The organism is Methylobacterium sp. Leaf113 (assembly GCF_001423325.1).
Classification (GTDB): Bacteria; Pseudomonadota; Alphaproteobacteria; order Rhizobiales; family Beijerinckiaceae; genus Methylobacterium.
Window position 1 is genome coordinate 26022 of the sequence record NZ_LMNJ01000011.1, and the last position, 16511, is coordinate 42532.

At 64.8% G+C, this 16511-nt stretch carries 23 protein-coding genes; 20 read left to right on the forward strand and 3 right to left on the reverse strand.

The window, feature by feature from the left end; all coding sequences use genetic code 11:
* The first annotated feature begins 35 nt into the window (after positions 1 to 35).
* The 20 genes from rplP (at position 36) to rplQ (ending at position 11731) form a co-directional block, all read left to right on the forward strand.
* Positions 36 to 449 carry a 50S ribosomal protein L16 gene (gene rplP, locus ASF60_RS08820; protein ID WP_056091591.1) on the forward strand — a complete coding sequence of 138 codons (414 nt, stop codon included), beginning with the start codon at positions 36 to 38 and terminating at the stop codon, positions 447 to 449.
* Between the two features lie 11 nt (positions 450 to 460).
* Positions 461 to 676 carry a 50S ribosomal protein L29 gene (gene rpmC, locus ASF60_RS08825; protein ID WP_018044221.1) on the forward strand — a complete coding sequence of 72 codons (216 nt, stop codon included), beginning with the start codon at positions 461 to 463 and terminating at the stop codon, positions 674 to 676.
* Positions 677 to 686: 10 nt separating this feature from the next.
* A complete protein-coding gene (gene rpsQ / locus ASF60_RS08830; protein WP_056183521.1) occupies positions 687 to 944 on the forward strand; it encodes a 30S ribosomal protein S17 in 258 nt (85 codons plus the stop codon).
* Between the two features lie 353 nt (positions 945 to 1297).
* Positions 1298 to 1666, forward strand: a complete 369-nt coding sequence (gene rplN, locus ASF60_RS08835) for a 50S ribosomal protein L14 (RefSeq protein WP_055949294.1) — start codon at positions 1298 to 1300, stop codon at positions 1664 to 1666.
* A complete protein-coding gene (gene rplX, locus ASF60_RS08840; protein WP_056183523.1) occupies positions 1666 to 1983 on the forward strand; it encodes a 50S ribosomal protein L24 in 318 nt (105 codons plus the stop codon). The genes rplN and rplX overlap by 1 nt, the downstream gene beginning before the upstream one ends.
* Positions 1976 to 2542 carry a 50S ribosomal protein L5 gene (gene rplE, locus ASF60_RS08845; RefSeq protein WP_056183525.1) on the forward strand — a complete coding sequence of 189 codons (567 nt, stop codon included), beginning with the start codon at positions 1976 to 1978 and terminating at the stop codon, positions 2540 to 2542. The genes rplX and rplE overlap by 8 nt, the downstream gene beginning before the upstream one ends.
* A 40-nt stretch (positions 2543 to 2582) precedes the next feature.
* On the forward strand, positions 2583 to 2888 hold the full coding sequence (rpsN, locus tag ASF60_RS08850) for a 30S ribosomal protein S14 (protein ID WP_056183527.1): 306 nt from the start codon (positions 2583 to 2585) through the stop codon (positions 2886 to 2888).
* Between the two features lie 12 nt (positions 2889 to 2900).
* On the forward strand, positions 2901 to 3296 hold the full coding sequence (gene rpsH, locus ASF60_RS08855; protein ID WP_055881679.1) for a 30S ribosomal protein S8: 396 nt from the start codon (positions 2901 to 2903) through the stop codon (positions 3294 to 3296).
* Positions 3297 to 3320: 24 nt separating this feature from the next.
* Positions 3321 to 3854, forward strand: a complete 534-nt coding sequence (rplF, locus tag ASF60_RS08860) for a 50S ribosomal protein L6 (protein WP_056183530.1) — start codon at positions 3321 to 3323, stop codon at positions 3852 to 3854.
* A gap of 12 nt (positions 3855 to 3866) precedes the next feature.
* A complete protein-coding gene (gene rplR, locus ASF60_RS08865; protein ID WP_056183532.1) occupies positions 3867 to 4229 on the forward strand; it encodes a 50S ribosomal protein L18 in 363 nt (120 codons plus the stop codon).
* A 93-nt stretch (positions 4230 to 4322) separates the two neighbouring features.
* Positions 4323 to 4910 carry a 30S ribosomal protein S5 gene (rpsE, locus tag ASF60_RS08870; protein ID WP_055949312.1) on the forward strand — a complete coding sequence of 196 codons (588 nt, stop codon included), beginning with the start codon at positions 4323 to 4325 and terminating at the stop codon, positions 4908 to 4910.
* 12 nt (positions 4911 to 4922) lie between these two features.
* Positions 4923 to 5114: a 50S ribosomal protein L30 gene (gene rpmD, locus ASF60_RS08875; RefSeq protein ID WP_056183534.1), complete on the forward strand. Its 192-nt coding sequence runs from the start codon at positions 4923 to 4925 to the stop codon at positions 5112 to 5114.
* A gap of 11 nt (positions 5115 to 5125) precedes the next feature.
* Positions 5126 to 5629, forward strand: coding sequence for a 50S ribosomal protein L15 (gene rplO, locus ASF60_RS08880; protein WP_056183536.1), 504 nt, complete (start codon positions 5126 to 5128; stop codon positions 5627 to 5629).
* A 146-nt stretch (positions 5630 to 5775) separates the two neighbouring features.
* Positions 5776 to 7113 carry a preprotein translocase subunit SecY gene (gene secY / locus ASF60_RS08885; protein ID WP_056183538.1) on the forward strand — a complete coding sequence of 446 codons (1338 nt, stop codon included), beginning with the start codon at positions 5776 to 5778 and terminating at the stop codon, positions 7111 to 7113.
* A 109-nt stretch (positions 7114 to 7222) separates the two neighbouring features.
* Positions 7223 to 7825 carry an adenylate kinase gene (locus tag ASF60_RS08890; protein ID WP_056183540.1) on the forward strand — a complete coding sequence of 201 codons (603 nt, stop codon included), beginning with the start codon at positions 7223 to 7225 and terminating at the stop codon, positions 7823 to 7825.
* A 227-nt stretch (positions 7826 to 8052) separates the two neighbouring features.
* Complete coding sequence (gene rpsM, locus ASF60_RS08895) at positions 8053 to 8421, forward strand: 30S ribosomal protein S13 (RefSeq protein ID WP_019904471.1); 369 nt, start codon at positions 8053 to 8055, stop codon at positions 8419 to 8421.
* A 180-nt stretch (positions 8422 to 8601) separates the two neighbouring features.
* Positions 8602 to 8991, forward strand: a complete 390-nt coding sequence (gene rpsK, locus ASF60_RS08900) for a 30S ribosomal protein S11 (protein WP_055949325.1) — start codon at positions 8602 to 8604, stop codon at positions 8989 to 8991.
* A gap of 44 nt (positions 8992 to 9035) precedes the next feature.
* Positions 9036 to 9911 carry an MBL fold metallo-hydrolase gene (locus ASF60_RS08905; protein WP_056183542.1) on the forward strand — a complete coding sequence of 292 codons (876 nt, stop codon included), beginning with the start codon at positions 9036 to 9038 and terminating at the stop codon, positions 9909 to 9911.
* A 120-nt stretch (positions 9912 to 10031) separates the two neighbouring features.
* Positions 10032 to 11051, forward strand: coding sequence for a DNA-directed RNA polymerase subunit alpha (locus ASF60_RS08910; RefSeq protein WP_056183544.1), 1020 nt, complete (start codon positions 10032 to 10034; stop codon positions 11049 to 11051).
* Positions 11052 to 11323: 272 nt separating this feature from the next.
* Positions 11324 to 11731: a 50S ribosomal protein L17 gene (gene rplQ / locus ASF60_RS08915; RefSeq protein ID WP_056183546.1), complete on the forward strand. Its 408-nt coding sequence runs from the start codon at positions 11324 to 11326 to the stop codon at positions 11729 to 11731.
* A 129-nt stretch (positions 11732 to 11860) separates the two neighbouring features.
* Here the strand turns inward: rplQ and ASF60_RS08920 are convergent, their stop codons facing one another.
* Genes ASF60_RS08920 through cheB form a run of 3 tightly spaced genes read right to left on the reverse strand, consistent with a single transcriptional unit; the run spans position 11861 to position 16466 of the window.
* Entirely contained in the window at positions 11861 to 13717 is a 1857-nt protein-coding gene (locus tag ASF60_RS08920) for a response regulator (RefSeq protein ID WP_056183548.1), read from the reverse strand.
* Positions 13718 to 13719: 2 nt separating this feature from the next.
* Entirely contained in the window at positions 13720 to 15426 is a 1707-nt protein-coding gene (locus tag ASF60_RS08925) for a response regulator (RefSeq protein ID WP_056183551.1), read from the reverse strand.
* A complete protein-coding gene (cheB, locus tag ASF60_RS08930; protein WP_056183642.1) occupies positions 15423 to 16466 on the reverse strand; it encodes a chemotaxis-specific protein-glutamate methyltransferase CheB in 1044 nt (347 codons plus the stop codon). The genes ASF60_RS08925 and cheB overlap by 4 nt, the downstream gene beginning before the upstream one ends.
* Positions 16467 to 16511: the final 45 nt, after the last annotated feature.

The following is a 16511-nucleotide window of genomic DNA, read 5'->3' on the forward strand; positions in this document are numbered from 1 at the left end:
GACCCCGTCACCCAGAAAGGTGTTGAGAGGCTGCCATGTTGCAACCCAAGAAGACCAGGTTTCGTAAGCAGTTCAAGGGTCGCATTCACGGTGCGGCCAAGGGCGGTTTCGACCTCAACTTCGGGACGTTTGGCCTGAAGGCCATCGAGCCCGAGCGCATCACCGCGCGTCAGATCGAGGCGGCTCGCCGCGCGATCACCCGCGAGATGAAGCGCCAGGGCCGCGTCTGGATCCGGATCTTCCCGGACGTTCCGGTCACTGCCAAGCCCACCGAAGTCCGCATGGGCTCTGGTAAGGGCGCTCCAGAGTTCTGGGCTGCTCGTGTGCATCCCGGACGGATCATGTTCGAAGTCGACGGCGTGGCCGAGGACGTTGCGAAGGAGGCCTTGCGCCTCGGCGCAGCGAAACTTCCCATCCGCACGCGCGTCGTCCAGCGCATCGCTGATTGAGGGAGGGGATCATGAAGTCGTCGCAAAGACAGTCGGATCTGGCCGCCTTGTCGCCCGATCAGCTGAACGATGAGTTGCTGAACCTGAAGAAAGAGCAGTTCAATCTGCGCTTCCAGGGTGCCACCGGTCAGCTCGAGAACGTCGCGCGTGTCCGCGAAGTCCGCCGCGATATCGCCCGCGTTCGCACGCTCCAGCGTCAGAAGACGCTGAAGTCCGCGCAGGCCTGAGGAGTACATCATGCCGAAGCGCGTATTGCAGGGTGTCGTTGTCAGCGACAAGGGCGAGAAGACCATCGTCGTTAAGGTGGAGCGTCGCTTCACCCACCCGGTGATGAAGAAGACCGTCCGTCGTTCGAAGAACTACCACGCTCACGATGAGACTAACATCGCCAAGGTCGGCCAGACCGTGTCGATCGAGGAGTGCCGTCCGTTCTCCAAGACCAAAACTTGGAAGCTCGTCGAGGGTGCTCCCGCCAACGAGGTGGCTCCGGCTTAGGCCTGACCGAGATGCATCGACGTCGAAGCGGGCGCAGATCCCTGCGCCCGCTTTTTCGTTTTCGCGGCCGATTCTGGATCGGCTGAGGCTGTGCCCGATGGTTCCCGGCTGTACCGCCGGTTACGGAAATACACCTTGCGTGATTTGGCCTGCCGGTGTAATGGCCATGCCTTCGCGACAGGTGAGAGGGGTGTTCGCACCCTTCGTACGCGGCGACCGCGCCGGGGTCTACGGACACCGATAGCGCGGTGCTTCATATGAGCCGGGGACATCAGATCCCCATCAGGCGTCGTCCGCCGGACAATACCGTCCGCGTGCGGAAACCCGCCTGAAACAAGGAAAGGTCACTGCCCGTGATCCAGATGCAGACGAATCTGGACGTCGCCGACAACTCTGGTGCGCGCCGCGTGATGTGCATCAAGGTTCTGGGCGGGTCGAAGCGTAAATACGCCGGTGTCGGCGACATCATCGTGGTCTCCGTCAAGGAAGCAATTCCCCGGGGCCGCGTGAAGAAGGGCGACGTCATGAAGGCGGTCGTCGTTCGCACGGCGAAGGAAGTGAAGCGTCCCGATGGGTCGGTGATTCGCTTCGATAAGAACGCTGCCGTTCTGATCAACAACCAGAAGGAGCCGATCGGCACCCGTATCTTCGGACCGGTTCCGCGCGAGCTGCGCGCCCGCAACCACATGAAGATCATCTCGCTCGCGCCGGAGGTGCTGTAATGGCCGCTAAGGTCAAGAAAGGCGACAAGGTCGTCGTCCTCACCGGTCGCGACAAGGGTCGTTCCGGCGAGGTCATCCAGGTGCTCCCCAAGGAAGATCGCGCGCTCGTTCGCGGCATCAACCTGGTCAAGAAGCACCAGAAGCAGACGCAGAACCAGGAAGGCGGCATCGTCTCCAAGGAAGCTGCGATTCACCTGTCCAACATCGCCGTCGCCGACCCCAAGGATGGTCAGCCCACGCGCGTTGGTTTCCGCATTCTCGACGACGGCCGCAAAGTCCGGTTCGCCAAGCGCTCGGGGGATCTGATCGATGGCTGAGAAGAACACTGACGGGTACACCCCGCGCCTGCGCAAGCACTACGACGAAGTGGTGCGCCAGAAGCTGATCGAAGAGTTCGGCTACAAGAACCCCATGCAGGTTCCGGTCATCGAGAAGATCGTGATCAACATGGGTGTCGGTGAGTCGACCGCGGACTCCAAGAAGGCTTCGGTTGCCGCCGGCGATCTGGCCCTCATCGCCGGCCAGAAGCCGGTCATCACCAAGGCCCGTAAGGCCATCGCGACCTTCAAGGTCCGTGAGGGGATGCCGATCGGCTGCAAGGTGACGCTGCGCAAGCAGCGCATGTACGAGTTCATGGATCGGCTGATCACGATCGCTCTCCCGCGCGTTCGCGACTTCCGCGGCCTGAACCCGCGCTCTTTCGACGGCAACGGCAACTATGCCCTCGGTCTGAAAGAGCACCTCGTGTTCCCGGAGATCTCGTACGACAAGGCCGAGGCCACCTGGGGCATGGACATCGTCATCCAGACGACGGCCCGTACCGATGCTGAGGCGCGCGCGCTCCTCACGCAGTTCCGATTCCCGTTCCGGCAGTGAGCCCCCGCTAGGGTCTCAGACGCGGACACCGGAGAGAGAAATGGCAAAGAAAAGCTCGATCGAGAAGAACAAGCACCGCGAAGCGTTGGTGAAGCTCTATGCTCCCAAGCGCAAGGCGCTGCTTGCCACGGCGAATGACGAGTCCCTCGAGATGGAGGAGCGGTTCGAAGCGCGCCTGAAGCTCGCGGAACTGCCCCGCAACTCGTCCCCCACCCGCATCCGCAACCGTTGCGGCATGACCGGCCGGCCGCGTGCCTTCTATCGCAAGATGGGCATCTCGCGCATCGCGCTGCGCGAACTCGGCAACCAGGGTCTGATCCCCGGTCTCGTCAAGTCGAGCTGGTAAGGAGCAACCACCATGGTCAACGATCCCGTGGGTGATATGCTCACCCGCATTCGCAATGGTCAGCAGCGCCGCCGCAACGTCGTCCAGACGCCTGGTTCGCGTCTGCGCGCCAGCGTGCTCGACGTCCTTAAGTCCGAGGGCTACATCCGCGACTACGCGACCACGGATTACGGCAACGGCCGTACCGAGTTCGCGATCGAGCTGAAGTACTACGACGGCCAGCCCGTCATCCGCTCGATCCAGCGCGTGTCGAAGCCCGGCCGCCGTGTCTACTCGTCGGTTGGCGAGCTGCCGCGCGTCGCCGACGGTCTCGGCGTCACCATCGTGTCCACCCCGCAGGGCGTCATGGCCGACCACGAGGCGCGCGAGCGCAACGTCGGCGGTGAAGTGCTCTGCAAGGTGTTCTGATCTCGGACTTGGAGGAATAAGGCGATGTCTCGCGTAGGCAAGAAGCCCGTTCCCGTCCCGTCCGGTGTGACGGCCACGGTGACCGGTCAGACGGTTAAGATGAAGGGCTCCAAGGGCGAGCTCCAGTACGTCGTTCCCAGCGTGGTCGACGTGAAGTTCGAGGACGGCGCCGTTTCGGTGCAGCCCCGGAACCAGACGAAGGAGGCCCGCTCGCTGTGGGGGACCTCCAGAGCTCAGGTGGCGAACCTCGTCGAGGGCGTCTCCAAGGGTTTCGAGAAGAAGCTCGAGATCACCGGCGTGGGTTACCGCGCCGCGATGGCCGGCAAGGCATTGAAGCTCTCGCTCGGTTACAGCCACGACATCGAGTACGAGATCCCCGCGGGGATCACGATCGCGGTGCCGAAGCCCACCGAAATCGTCATCACCGGCATCGACCGGCAGGTGGTCGGACAGGTGGCAGCCGAGATCCGCGACTATCGCGGCCCTGAGCCCTACAAGGGCAAGGGCGTGAAGTACGCGGGCGAGTTCATCTTCCGCAAGGAAGGCAAGAAGAAGTAAGGGCCGGCCAACATGTCACGCAAATTCGATGCACTCGACCGCCGCAAGGCGCGTGTGCGCCGCGCGCTGCGGGCGGCGGCCAATGGGCGGCCCCGGCTTTCGGTGTTCCGTTCATCCAAGCAGATCTACGTTCAGGTCATCGACGACGCGGCGGGCAAGACCCTCGCTTCGGCTTCGAGCCTCGACAAGGATCTCCGCACCGGCCTCAAGACCGGTGCCGACGTTTCCGCCGCGCAGGCAGTTGGCAAGCTCGTTGCCGAGCGGGCCAAGGCTGCGGGCGTCACCCAGGTGATCTTCGATCGCTCGGGCTACCTCTATCACGGGCGCGTCAAGGCGCTCGCCGACGCCGCCCGTGAGGGCGGCCTCGAGTTCTAAGATTGGCGGAGGAGGGCGGCTTCGGCCGCTCTCCGTTCCAGACGATTCAAGCGAGCGGGTCCGCCACCCGCGCCAGTGAGATGGATATACAGAATGGCACGTGAACGTGAAGGCGGGGGCCGCGGCCGTCGCGACGAGCGCGAGGAGCGCGACAGCGAGTTCGTGGACAAGCTCGTCCACATCAACCGTGTCGCCAAGGTGGTGAAGGGCGGCCGTCGGTTCGGCTTTGCGGCGCTCGTCGTCGTCGGCGACCAGAAGGGCCGCGTCGGCTTCGGCCACGGCAAGGCGCGCGAAGTGCCAGAAGCAATTCGCAAGGCCACGGAAGCTGCCAAGCGCGGTCTCGTCCGTGTCGCACTGCGCGAGGGTCGTACGCTGCATCACGACGTCTATGGTCGTCATGGCGCCGGCAAGGTGATTCTCCGCGCTGCCCCCCAGGGTACCGGCATCATCGCGGGTGGTCCGATGCGCGCCGTGTTCGAGACGCTGGGCATGCAGGACGTGGTGGCGAAGAGCCTTGGTTCATCGAACCCCTACAACTTGGTGCGTGCGACCTTCGAGGCGCTCAAGAATGAAGACAGCCCGCGTTCGGTCGCGGCCCGTCGCGGTCTCAAGGTGTCGGCCCTTCAGGCTCGTCGCCGTGATGCCGATCCGTCCGACATGTCCGAAGCAGCCGTAGCGTAAGGGGAGGGTCCGATGGCACAGAAGACTCTCCGGGTTGAGCAGATCGGCTCGCCCATTCGCCGCGAAGGTGACCAGCGCGCGACGCTGATCGGCCTGAAGCTGAACAAGCTGCACCGGGTTTCCGAGCTGGAGGATACCCCCTCCGTGCGCGGCATGATCCGCAAGGTGCAGCACCTCGTGCGCGTCGTCAGCGACGCGGCCTGAGGGAGGGCATCATGAAACTCAACGAACTCCGCGACAACGACGGCGCCACCAAGAACCGGATGCGCGTCGGTCGGGGCATCGGCTCCGGCAAGGGCAAGACCGCGGGACGCGGCGTGAAGGGTCAGAAGGCCCGGACCGGCGTTTCCATCAAGGGCTTCGAGGGCGGCCAGATGCCGTTGCATCGTCGTCTGCCGAAGCGCGGCTTCAACAATCTGTACTCGACGGACCTGAACGAGGTGAACCTCGGCCGCGTCCAGCAGGCTGTCGATGCCGGCCGGATCGAGGCGGGCGCCACCGTCACCGTCGAGACCCTGATCGCCGCCGGTATCTGCGCTCGTGCCCGTGACGGCGTGAAGCTGCTCGGCGTCGGTGAGCTGACCACCAAGCTGACCTTCGAGGTCACCCGCGCGTCGAAGTCGGCGATCGAGGGTGTCGAGAAGGCCGGCGGTGCGGTCACCGTGACCTACGGCGACGGTGTGTCCACGCGCGGCAAGCCCGCCCGCGTGGTTGCGTAGCCCTGAGTCTGACTTTAAGTCGATGCTCTGAGCGGCGGCCCGTGCGACCTCGCGCGTGGCCGCCGTTCCCGTTTTATCGGGGAGCGTGAGCGTCTCGTCTGAGACGATCCGCAGCTCCCGTATGACCCATCTCAGGAAACGGTGTCATGGCCTCAGCCGCCGAGCAGCTTGCCGCGAACCTCAACTTCGGGGCCATCGCCAAGGCCGATGAGCTTAAGAAGCGCATCTGGTTCACGCTGGGTGCGCTCATCGTCTTCCGTCTGGGCACCTACATCCCGATCCCTGGGATCGATCCGGAGCAGTTCGCGCGGAACTTCCAGCAGCAGGCGGGCGGCGTGCTCGGCCTGTTCAACATGTTTTCGGGCGGTGCGGTCGAGCGCATGGCGATCTTCGCGCTCAACATCATGCCCTACATCTCCGCCTCGATCATTATCCAGCTCCTGACCTCGGTGATCCCGAGCCTGGAATCGCTGAAGAAGGAAGGCGAGTCGGGCCGCAAGGTCATCAACCAGTACACACGCTATCTCACGGTGGTGCTGGCGCTCGTTCAATCGTGGGGGATCGCCTTCGGCTTGCAGAGCTCGAGTGCGGCGATCGACCCAGGTCCGTTCTTCATCCTGTCGACGGTGATCACGCTGACGGGAGGTACGCTCTTCCTGATGTGGATCGGTGAGCAGATCACCTCGCGTGGCATCGGCAACGGTTCGTCCCTGATCATCTTCGCCGGCATCGTCGCACACCTGCCGGTCGCCATCGTGGGCGCTCTCGAGCTCAGCCGAACCGGTGCGCTGTCCTCCGCGGTGATTCTCGGCATGGGCGTCGCGGCGATCGCGCTGGTCTACTTCATCGTGTTCATGGAGCGTGCTCAGCGCCGCCTATTGATCAACTACCCGAAGCGGCAAGTCGGCAATCGGATGTACGAGGGTCAGACCTCGTTCCTGCCCTTGAAGCTCAACACCGCCGGTGTCATTCCGCCGATCTTCGCCTCATCGTTGCTGCTGCTTCCCGCGACTGTCGCGAGCTTCTCGGCCAACAATGGCGGCACCGGTATCCTGGCGACGATCACGACCTATATTGGGCATGGCCGGCCCCTCTACATGGTCCTCTATGCGGCGCTGATCATCTTCTTCGCGTTCTTCTATACCGCGGTGGTGTTCAACCCCGAGGAAACCGCGGACAATCTGAAGAAGCAGGGAGGATTCATCCCCGGCATCCGGCCCGGTGAGCGCACGGCTGCGTTCATCGACAAGGTTCTGACGCGGATTACCCTAATCGGCGCCCTGTACCTGACCTTCGTGTGCCTGGTGCCGGAGATTCTGGCCTCCTACTCCTCGGCCAGCATTGGCTTTGGCGGGACCTCGCTTCTGATCGTCGTCTCTGTGACCATGGATACGGTGGCGCAGATCCACGGTCATCTGATGGCGCATCAGTACGAGGGCTTGGTCAAGAAGGCCAAACTGCGTGGCGCATCGCGCCGTCGCTGACATGACGGCTGCGGTGGTTTTCTGGCTGCCGCGCCCGTTGCTAGACTACCGGCTTGCCCGGGCCGGACTGCCGAGCGATCAAGACAAAACGTACTGAGGAAACGACACCATGCGCATCATCCTGCTTGGGCCCCCCGGCGCGGGGAAGGGGACGCAGTCTGAGCGGATCGTTGCACGGTACGGCATCCCACAACTATCGACCGGCGACATGTTGCGGGCGGCGGTTTCGGCAGGAACCCCGGTCGGTCTGCAGGCGAAGAGCGTGATGGAGTCGGGTGGACTGGTCTCGGACGCGATTGTGGTCGGGATCGTCTCAGACCGGATCGAGGAGGCCGACGCCAAGCGCGGCTTCATCCTCGATGGCTTTCCGCGCACCGTGGAACAGGCAAGGGCCCTCGATGCCATGCTGTCCGAGAAGGGCATCGCCCTGGATACCGTCATCGAGTTCGCTGTCGATGAGAATGCCCTGGTCGGCCGTATCGCCCGGCGTGCCGAGGAGACTGCGGCGCGCGGCCAGCCCGTCCGTAAGGATGACACGCCGGAGGTGTTCAAGACGCGCCTCGATGCGTATCGGAAACAGACTGCGCCGCTTTCCGATTATTACGCCGGTACCGGTCTGCTGCAGACGATCGATGGCATGAAGGCGGTCGATGCCGTAACCGAGGATCTCGTCGCGATCCTCGATCCTCAGTCGGCCACCGCCGCGTCCTGAACAGGTGCCGGTGGCGTCTTCGATTTCGCCCGCTGCTCGGATTGACATATTCTCTGGTCCGCGCTAGTGGGCCGGTCTTCGTTCAGCGAAAGTGGGTTCGGATCGCCTCATTGAGGGGCTGATGCGGGCCGATTTTTCGTTTTGGACGGCGTGCATGGGCCGGTCTCCACCGGACGCGCGTCACACTTTGGCCCGAGCCTTCGCCCGGTGCCTTATGGAGAGTTCCCTTGGCTCGTATCGCCGGCGTCAACATCCCGACCAACAAGCGCGTTGTCATCGCGCTTCAGTACATCCACGGCATCGGCCCCAAGAAAGCCGAGGAGATCACCGGCAAGGTCGGTATCCCGGCCGAGCGCCGCGTCAACCAGCTGACCGACGCCGAAGTGCTCTCGATCCGTGAGACCATCGACCGCGACTACATCGTCGAGGGCGATCTGCGTCGTGAAGTGTCGATGAACATCAAGCGCCTGATGGATCTCGGATGTTACCGCGGCCTGCGCCATCGCCGTAACCTGCCCGTCCGCGGCCAGCGCACGCATACCAACGCGCGTACCCGCAAGGGTAAGTCGAAGCCGATCGCCGGCAAGAAGAAGTAATCATTCGAGATTGGCAGGTCGGCTTCGTCCGGCCCGCCACTGTTGCGTCGCGGATCCCGTTATCGGGAACCACGTGGCGGCACGGTGGGCCTGGATCGTTCATCCAGTGCTCCCTTGCCTGAGATCAGAAGACTCCCGAGCGCCTGGAATCACGGGCGCGCCTGAAGGACGAGAGAACACATGGCCAAGGAAACCACCCGCGTTCGTCGGCGCGAACGTAAGAACATCGTCTCGGGCGTCGCGCACGTGAACGCGTCGTTCAACAACACGATGGTCACCATTACCGACGCCCAGGGCAACACCATCTCGTGGTCGTCCGCCGGCGCGATGGGCTTCAAGGGCTCGCGTAAGTCGACCCCTTATGCCGCTCAGGTTGCGGCCGAAGACGCTGCCCGCAAGGCGGCCGAGCACGGTATGCGGACCCTCGAGGTTGAGGTCTCCGGTCCTGGTTCGGGTCGCGAGTCGGCTCTGCGCGCCCTGCAGGCCGCCGGCTTCACCGTGACCTCGATTCGTGACGTGACCTCGATCCCGCATAACGGCTGCCGCCCGCGCAAGCGCCGTCGCGTCTGAGCGAGAGCGAACACGAACTCTTGGGGCCTGTCACGGAGACGCGCGTGTCGAATGCTCAGAATCCGCTTCCGGGTGTGCTGCGGTGGAGCTTGGGTGATCTCACGATCACGGTGATGAATGACGGCTACCTTCAAGGGTCGCTCGATCTCGTCACCGGGATCGAACGCGAGGAGGCCGGTGTCCTGCAGGCTGCCGGCTTTCGCGCGCAGGATCCTCGCATCACGCTGAACGCGTTTCTAATCACGGGCCCCGGTCGCAAACCGGTCCTGATCGATACGGGGATGGGCAGCTTCGGCGGACCGTCTCTCGGTCGCGTCCCGGCGGCTCTCGCGGCAGCGGGTGTGGCGCCCGCCTCGATCGAGACGGTGCTGCTCACGCATCTGCATCCAGATCACGCCGGCGGGCTGCTCGCCGGCGAAGGGATGGCGGCCTACCCGAATGCGGAACTCGTGCTGCATTCCGACGAGGCGGCACATTGGCTCGACGACGGGGCTATCTCGCGGGCATCCGAGGAAGCGAAGCCCTACTTCGAGATGGCGCGGAAGGCGACGGCCCCCTACGCGGAACGCATCCGCACGATGACCGGCGGTAGCGTCTCTCCGGGAATCGAGGCTGTGCCGTTGCCGGGGCATACTCCGGGACACACAGGCTATCGCATCACATCGGGTAATGCGTCGCTTTTGATGTGGGCGGATATCGTTCATCTGCCGGCGATCCAGTTCAAGCAGCCGGAAGCCGGTATGGTCTTCGACGTCGATGAAAATCAGGCACGCGACGTGCGTCGCCGGATGCTTGATTCGGTCGCTGAGGACCGGACCTTCGTGGCAGGTGCCCATCTGGAATTTCCCGCTCTGGGCTTCGTTGCCCGGGATGGAGCCGGTTACCGTTTCGTCCCGGAACTCTGGGTCGCTGCGCAATAATTGTCGGCGCTCAGCGCGGACACATCAGTTTCAGGCCCGCCGAGCGCCGATGGCGCGGTGTCGACGGGCGACGCGCGGACCACGTGTGGGGCCCGCGCCGATCTTGCGAGAGGTAGCATCGTGGTCATTCAGAAGAACTGGCAAGAGCTCATCAAGCCGAACAAGCTTCAGGTCTCGACCGGACACGACCCCAAGCGGGTCGCCACCGTCGTTGCCGAGCCCCTGGAGCGCGGCTTCGGCACGACGCTCGGAAATTCGCTGCGCCGGGTGCTGCTCTCTTCGCTCCAGGGCGCGGCCGTGACCTCCGTGCAGATCGACGGCGTGCTGCATGAATTCTCGTCGATCCCGGGCGTGCGTGAAGACGTCACCGACATCGTCCTCAACATCAAGACCATCGCCATTCGCTCCCAGACCGAGGCGCCCAAGCGCCTGACCCTGCGGAAGACGGGTCCCGGCATCGTCACCGCCGGTGATATCGGTACGGTGGGTGACGTCCAGATCCTCAACCCGGACCTGGTGATCTGCACCCTCGACGATGGCGCCGAGATCCGCATGGAGTTCACGGTCGCGACCGGCAAGGGCTACGTGCCTGCCGAGCGCAACCGTCCCGAAGATGCGCCCATCGGCCTGATCCCGGTGGATGCCCTGTTTTCTCCCGTCACCAAGGTGTCCTACCGCATCGAGACCACCCGCGAGGGCCAGGATCTCGACAAGGACAAGCTGACGATGACGATCGAGACCAATGGCGCCGTGTCGCCGGAGGATGCGCTGGCCTACGCCGCACGCATCATCCAGGACCAGCTCCAGGTGTTCGTGAACTTCGAGGAGCCCCGCAAGGAAGAGGCTCAGCCGCTCGCGCCGCAGCTTCCCTTCAATCCGGCCCTGCTCAAGAAGGTCGATGAACTCGAGCTTTCGGTGCGTTCAGCGAACTGCTTGAAGAACGACAACATCGTCTACATCGGCGATCTGATTCAGAAGTCGGAGGGCGAAATGCTGCGCACCCCGAACTTCGGACGCAAGTCTCTGAACGAGATCAAGGAAGTGCTCGCCGCGATGGGCCTGCACCTCGGCATGGATATCCCCGGCTGGCCGCCGGAGAACATTGAAGACCTCGCCAAGCGCTTCGAAGAGCACTACTAGGCAACACCGCACGTCAGTCCGGGCGCTGCGCCGCAGAGCCCGGACAACCAGAACGCCGATGGTTTCGACCGTTCGGTGTTGTGGTATCCGCCTCCCGGGATCGCCTTGGGAAGCCCGGGATGAGCAAGGCCTGACGCAAGCCCGGTTCGGTCAGCGTCAGGGTGAAGGAATCCCGCCGCAGGGTTACGCGGAATCAACAGCCCCGAAGATCAATTCTGAGGGGCGCTTGGCCGTACCGTGGCACGGCGGCCATCAACCAAGGATCAGCCATCATGCGTCATGGATTTCGCGGTCGTCGCTTTAACCGCACCACCGAACACCGCAAGGCGATGTTCGCCAACATGTCGGCCGCGCTGATCAAGCACGAGCAGATTGTCACCACCCTGCCGAAGGCCAAGGACCTGCGTCCGGTCATCGAGAAGCTGATCACCCTCGGCAAGACCGACACGCTGCATGCCCGTCGTCTCGCCATGTCGCAAATCCGCGACCAGGACATGGTTCGCAAGCTCTTCGCCGTCATCGGCCCGCGCTACAACGCGCGTCCGGGCGGCTACTGCCGCATCATGAAGGCGGGCTTCCGCTACGGCGACAATGCCCCGCTCGCGGTGATCGAATTCGTCGACCGTGACGTCGACGCCCGCGGCAAGGATTCCGGCCCGGTTCTGGACGACGCCGCGTAAATCACGCGTCCGCGTCGTTGGATAGGAAAAGGCGGTCTTCGGGCCGCTTTTTTCGTTGCCGCTTGCGGCTGCCACGGCCACGTCATCCATCCCAGATGGTTTGCTGCGGAGAGCGATTTTCTGCTTCGCTCAGGCCGCCCTGTCGAGGAGGCGCGAGACCTCTGCGGCGAGCTCGGCGGATTCGAAGGGCTTGCGCAGGACAGGCAGATCCGAAGGAATCGGGATCGCCTCGGCATGGCCGGTGACGATGAGCACCGGCACATCGGACCAGCGCGTCCGCACGATCTCGGCGAGCTCGACGCCCGTCATGCCCGGCATCGCGAGATCCGCCACCACGAGATCGAAGGCGTCCTGCTCCATCAGGGAGACGGCCGTCGATCCATCGGAGGCTTCGCGTTCGGTATAGCCGAAGCTCGACAGGAATGAGGCGGTGACATGCCGGACCTCCGGGTCGTCATCCACCACGAGGATACGGGCACCGCGGACCGCTGGAGTTGTCGGGCCGGGCGCCAGGACCTCATCTGGTCCTGCGACTTCGACGCGCGGCAGAGTGATCTGGACCCGGGTTCCGGCACCGGGCTCGCTCTCGATGCGCAGGCGACCGTGGGATTGCTGCGCAAGACCGAAAACCATCGCAAGCCCGAGGCCCGTGCCTTGGCCGACCGCTTTGGTGGTGAAGAACGGCTCGCACACCCGCGCAAGGATTTCGGGCGCGATACCGCTGCCTGAATCGGCGATCTCGACCATCATGTAATCCCCGGGGGCCAAGTCCGGATCGTCAGCTACCCGGAGGTTGCGGGTGCCGATTGCAATCTGGCCGCCCTCCGGCATCGCATCGCGGGCGTTGATGCAGAGGTTGAGGATCGCGAGCTCGAGCTGATCGGGATCGACACAGGCCGCCGGCGCTTCGGGAGCGAGCGTGGTTTGGATGGTGACGAGGCCGCCGAGACTGCCGGCAAGGAGATCGTTCATTCCCTCGATCAGGCTGTTCACGTCGACGGAGCGGGGACGCAAGTCACGCGATCGGCTGAAGCTGAGCAGGCGTTTGGTGAGGGAAGCGCCTCGCTGGGCCGCCTGCATCGCGTTCCCGACGAGGCGCTGCACCCGCGGCTGATCCGCAACCTTGGGCGCCACCAGCTCGAGGCTCCCCAGGATCGCCATCAGAAGGTTGTTGAAATCATGCGCGATACCGCCGGCCAGGGTCCCCAAGGCCTGCATCTTGTCGGACTGGCGCAGGCGTGCCTCCAGGGACTTTTGCGCGGTGACGTCCCGCTCGATCGTCGCCAGATGCGTGATCCCCCCAGCCGCGTCACGGATCGGCACGCGGGTGACGTGGCGCCAGCGCTCAGCTCCCACCGCCCCTTCGGATACCAAACTGTCGCTCGGCGCCCCAGTGGTAATCGCGGCTGCGTCCGCAGCCTGGATGATGCCATCCTGCCCGAGCACGTCGTCCTCGGTTCGCCCCATGCAGTCGGAGACATCGCTGCCCAGGCTCTCCGCCTTGTAGGCATTGAGACGGATGAAGCGGCCGGCGGAATCCTTGAAGGAGATGGCATCCTGAGCATTGTCGAGGAGGCCACGCAGCAGTGCGCGCTCGGTTGCGAGTTCCCGGGCGAGTTGGTGACGCTCGAAGGCCTGCCGCACCGTATTGCGCAGGAGGTTCGCGTCCCACGGCTTCGTGGCATAGCCAGTGATGCCACCCTGGTTCAGGGCCGCGACCACGGCGCTCATGTCGGCGTAGCCAGTGAGCAGGATCGCCTGGGCATCGTGGAACCGGCGTGCCTCCGCCAGCATGGCGTCGCCGGTCATGCCGGGCATGCGCTGATCCGAGAGGATGACGGCGATATCCGGATTGCCGGCCAGGATTTCGAGGGCCTCCGCCGGCTTCGTTGTCGTCAGCACGCGGAACGTGTCCTCGAACAGGTCTTCGAGGGCAACGAGGATGTCCGGTTCGTCGTCGACGGCGAGGATCGTGCCTTGGGACATGCTCAACCCGTCTGCCGTGGAATGCCGATCACGAAACAGGCTCCGCCTCCGGGAGCGGCCTCAACACTGAGCGTGCCGCTATGCGCCTGGACGACACTGTAGGCAATCGCGAGACCCAGGCCCGTCCCCGAACCGACGGGTTTCGTGGTGAAGAAGGGTTCGAAAATCTTCTCACGCAGGGGTTCAGGGATGCCCGGTCCGGTGTCGCTGATGCGGATCAGATCAAGGTCAGGGCTGCTGCGGGTCTCGATGACGATGGTCCCGGTCTCCGGCATGGCATCGGCGGCATTCCCAAGAATGTTCATCACCACCTGGTTGAGCAGGGCCGGCGTGCAATGGATCTCCGGCCGCCCTGAGAAATCACGCACCACAGCGATCCGGTCGCCAAGCTTGTGTTGGATCAAGGCGAGGACCGTTTCGATCGCCTCAGGGACATGCACGAGAGTCCGCTCGCCCTCGTCCAAGCGCGAGAACTTTCGCAGGTTGAGGACGAGATCCTGGATCCGGGTCAGGCCCATCCGCATAGCGCCGACGCGATCGCCGCATTTCTTCAGGCGACGGGGATTGTCGGCAGCATCGGGTGCCGTGGACACCTCACCCAGGATGCGCTCCACCGTACCCTGATGGGCGAGGATGAAGGCCAGCGGATTGTTGATTTCGTGGGCGATGCCCGCGACCAGCTCGCCGAGGGACGCCATCTTGGCCGCCTGGACCAGCTTGGCCTGGGCGTCGGTGAGCTTGCGGTTGGCCGTGGCAAGATCGGCATTGGCCTGCTCCAGGGCACCCGCGAGAGCCGCGCGCGCTTCCGCGGCCTCGGCTTCGGCGCGGGCACGTTCGAGGGCCCGCTCGCGTGCACCAAATTCTCCGGCGATCCGGCGGTTGTCCTCCTCGAGCAGCTTGCGGCGGACGAGACTGCGGACCCGCAGAACGAGGATCTCGCCGTCGGACTTCGAGACGACGTCATCGGCCCCCGCCGCAAAGGCCTCGACCAGGAAGTCTTTCGCCGGGCTGGTGCCGGCGATGCCGACCACCTGGAAAGTCGGGCCTCCAGCTTCGCGGCGCGCAAGCTCGGCATTGCGATGCTCGCTGATCGCCCGGCACAGGGCGAGGCCGTCATAGCGGGTGGCGAGAAGGTCGATCGTCACACAGTCGAACGCCGCCCCCTCTGTGCTCAGCGCTTCCATGGCGGCGGCGTGAGTGTCCGCGGTGGCGACCTCGTGGCCCTCATGGGCGAGGAGGCCCGCCAGGAAGGTCCGGTAGGTCGCGCTCCCGTCGACCACGAGGACGCGGCCCCGACGAAACGCGGAGATGCCCGGACCGTCGCTGCCGCCCGTGCGCTCGCGCAGAAGCGCACGGATGCGGAGCACCAGAAGGTCGCGATCGGCGGATTTCGCTACGTAGGCATCGGCGCCGCTCTCCAGGCCCTGCCGCTCCCCGTCGCGGGCACCGGTGAGCATGAGGAGCGGCAGGGCGCGGGTGCGCAGGGAGAGTCGAAGCTGCCGGGCGAACTCGTCTCCGTTCATCCCGGGAAGGTGGTGGTCGGCCACCACCAGATCGGGCAGGCGGGTGTTCAGGTGATCGAGAGCGGCTTCGGCCGTGGCGCAGCGCTCGACCACGAACCCCTTTGATTCGAGCAGGAGCCGCAACTCCAACGCCTGAGTCTCGGAATCTTCAACGAGCAGGAGGCGCGCCGGATTGGTCTCGTTCACGGACCGCCCTCCGCAAGGCGGACGAGGTGAGCGGCGATCCGGTCCAGAGGCAAGACGCTCCCGGCCGCGGAGAGGCGGATCGCGGCCGCCGGCATACCGAATACGACCGCCGTGCTTTCGTCCTCGGCGACGGTCAGGCCACCGGCCCGGCGCATGTCGAGGAGCCCGGTCGCGCCGTCCTCGCCCATCCCCGTCAGCAGGACTCCGATACCGCGCGTTCCCGCGTGCCGGGCAACGGAGCGAAATAGGGCGGTGGCGGCCGGGCGCTGGCCGCCGACCGGTGCGGTATCGGTGATGCGCAGGTGACCACCCCCGCCGAGTTCGAGATGCCGGTCTCCCGGCGCAACGTAGACACGACCGGGCGCCACCCGTTCACCCTCCTGAGCCACGGACACGGTGAGCCCGACGACGCCGTTCAGCCAGGACGCGAAGCCCTCCATGAAGGCCGGCCCCATGTGTTGGACCACCAGGATCGGCAGAGGGAAATTTACCGGCAGGGCACCGATGACCCGGGCCAGCGCCGGCGGACCGCCCGTGGACGCCGCGATGGCGAGCACACTGGCCGATTCAGGCACCTTGAGTGCGGCGGCGATCGGCACCGGGTTGGCCGCCCGGCCGGCCCATTCCGATCCGATCGGCCGGCGCCGGATGACCGGAACGGCCGCCATGATGCGCAGCTGCGTACAGATCTCGCTGGCCGCCGCGTCATAACCCGCATGGGTGGTAGCTACGGGCTTCTGTACCACGGACAGCGCACCGGCCCTGAGGGCGTTCATCGAGATGCGGAGGGATGAATCCTCGATCGAGTCCGCGATCACCACGATGGGCGTCGGATGCTCGGCCATGATCCGCCGCGTGGTTTCCAGACCATCGATGCCGGGCAAACGGATATCCATCGAGACGACGTCCGGCCGAACCTGGCTGATCGTCGCGAGGGCTTCCTCGCCGGACGCCACCGCCGCCACCACTTCCAGGCGCGGATCCCGTCCGACGATGTGGATGAGGAGTTGCCGCACCACCAGGGAATCCTCGACCAGCATCACGCGCACCCGCGCCAATCGTCCCTCCTGAATCGCTCCGTCCCG

Bases quoted from the DNA above. Each gene is read 5' to 3' on its own strand.
- rplP (WP_056091591.1), top strand. From the start codon at position 36: ATGTTGCAACCCAAGAAGACCAGGTTTCGTAAGCAGTTCAAGGGTCGC.
- rpmC (WP_018044221.1), top strand. From the start codon at position 461: ATGAAGTCGTCGCAAAGACAGTCGGATCTGGCCGCCTTGTCGCCCGAT.
- rpsQ (WP_056183521.1), top strand. From the start codon at position 687: ATGCCGAAGCGCGTATTGCAGGGTGTCGTTGTCAGCGACAAGGGCGAG.
- rplX (WP_056183523.1), top strand. From the start codon at position 1,666: ATGGCCGCTAAGGTCAAGAAAGGCGACAAGGTCGTCGTCCTCACCGGT.
- rplE (WP_056183525.1), top strand. From the start codon at position 1,976: ATGGCTGAGAAGAACACTGACGGGTACACCCCGCGCCTGCGCAAGCAC.
- rpsN (WP_056183527.1), top strand. From the start codon at position 2,583: ATGGCAAAGAAAAGCTCGATCGAGAAGAACAAGCACCGCGAAGCGTTG.
- rpsH (WP_055881679.1), top strand. From the start codon at position 2,901: ATGGTCAACGATCCCGTGGGTGATATGCTCACCCGCATTCGCAATGGT.
- rplF (WP_056183530.1), top strand. From the start codon at position 3,321: ATGTCTCGCGTAGGCAAGAAGCCCGTTCCCGTCCCGTCCGGTGTGACG.
- rplR (WP_056183532.1), top strand. From the start codon at position 3,867: ATGTCACGCAAATTCGATGCACTCGACCGCCGCAAGGCGCGTGTGCGC.
- rpsE (WP_055949312.1), top strand. From the start codon at position 4,323: ATGGCACGTGAACGTGAAGGCGGGGGCCGCGGCCGTCGCGACGAGCGC.
- rpmD (WP_056183534.1), top strand. From the start codon at position 4,923: ATGGCACAGAAGACTCTCCGGGTTGAGCAGATCGGCTCGCCCATTCGC.
- rplO (WP_056183536.1), top strand. From the start codon at position 5,126: ATGAAACTCAACGAACTCCGCGACAACGACGGCGCCACCAAGAACCGG.
- secY (WP_056183538.1), top strand. From the start codon at position 5,776: ATGGCCTCAGCCGCCGAGCAGCTTGCCGCGAACCTCAACTTCGGGGCC.
- ASF60_RS08890 (WP_056183540.1), top strand. From the start codon at position 7,223: ATGCGCATCATCCTGCTTGGGCCCCCCGGCGCGGGGAAGGGGACGCAG.
- rpsK (WP_055949325.1), top strand. From the start codon at position 8,602: ATGGCCAAGGAAACCACCCGCGTTCGTCGGCGCGAACGTAAGAACATC.
- rplQ (WP_056183546.1), top strand. From the start codon at position 11,324: ATGCGTCATGGATTTCGCGGTCGTCGCTTTAACCGCACCACCGAACAC.
- ASF60_RS08920 (WP_056183548.1), bottom strand. From the start codon at position 13,717: ATGTCCCAAGGCACGATCCTCGCCGTCGACGACGAACCGGACATCCTC.
- cheB (WP_056183642.1), bottom strand. From the start codon at position 16,466: ATGCTGGTCGAGGATTCCCTGGTGGTGCGGCAACTCCTCATCCACATC.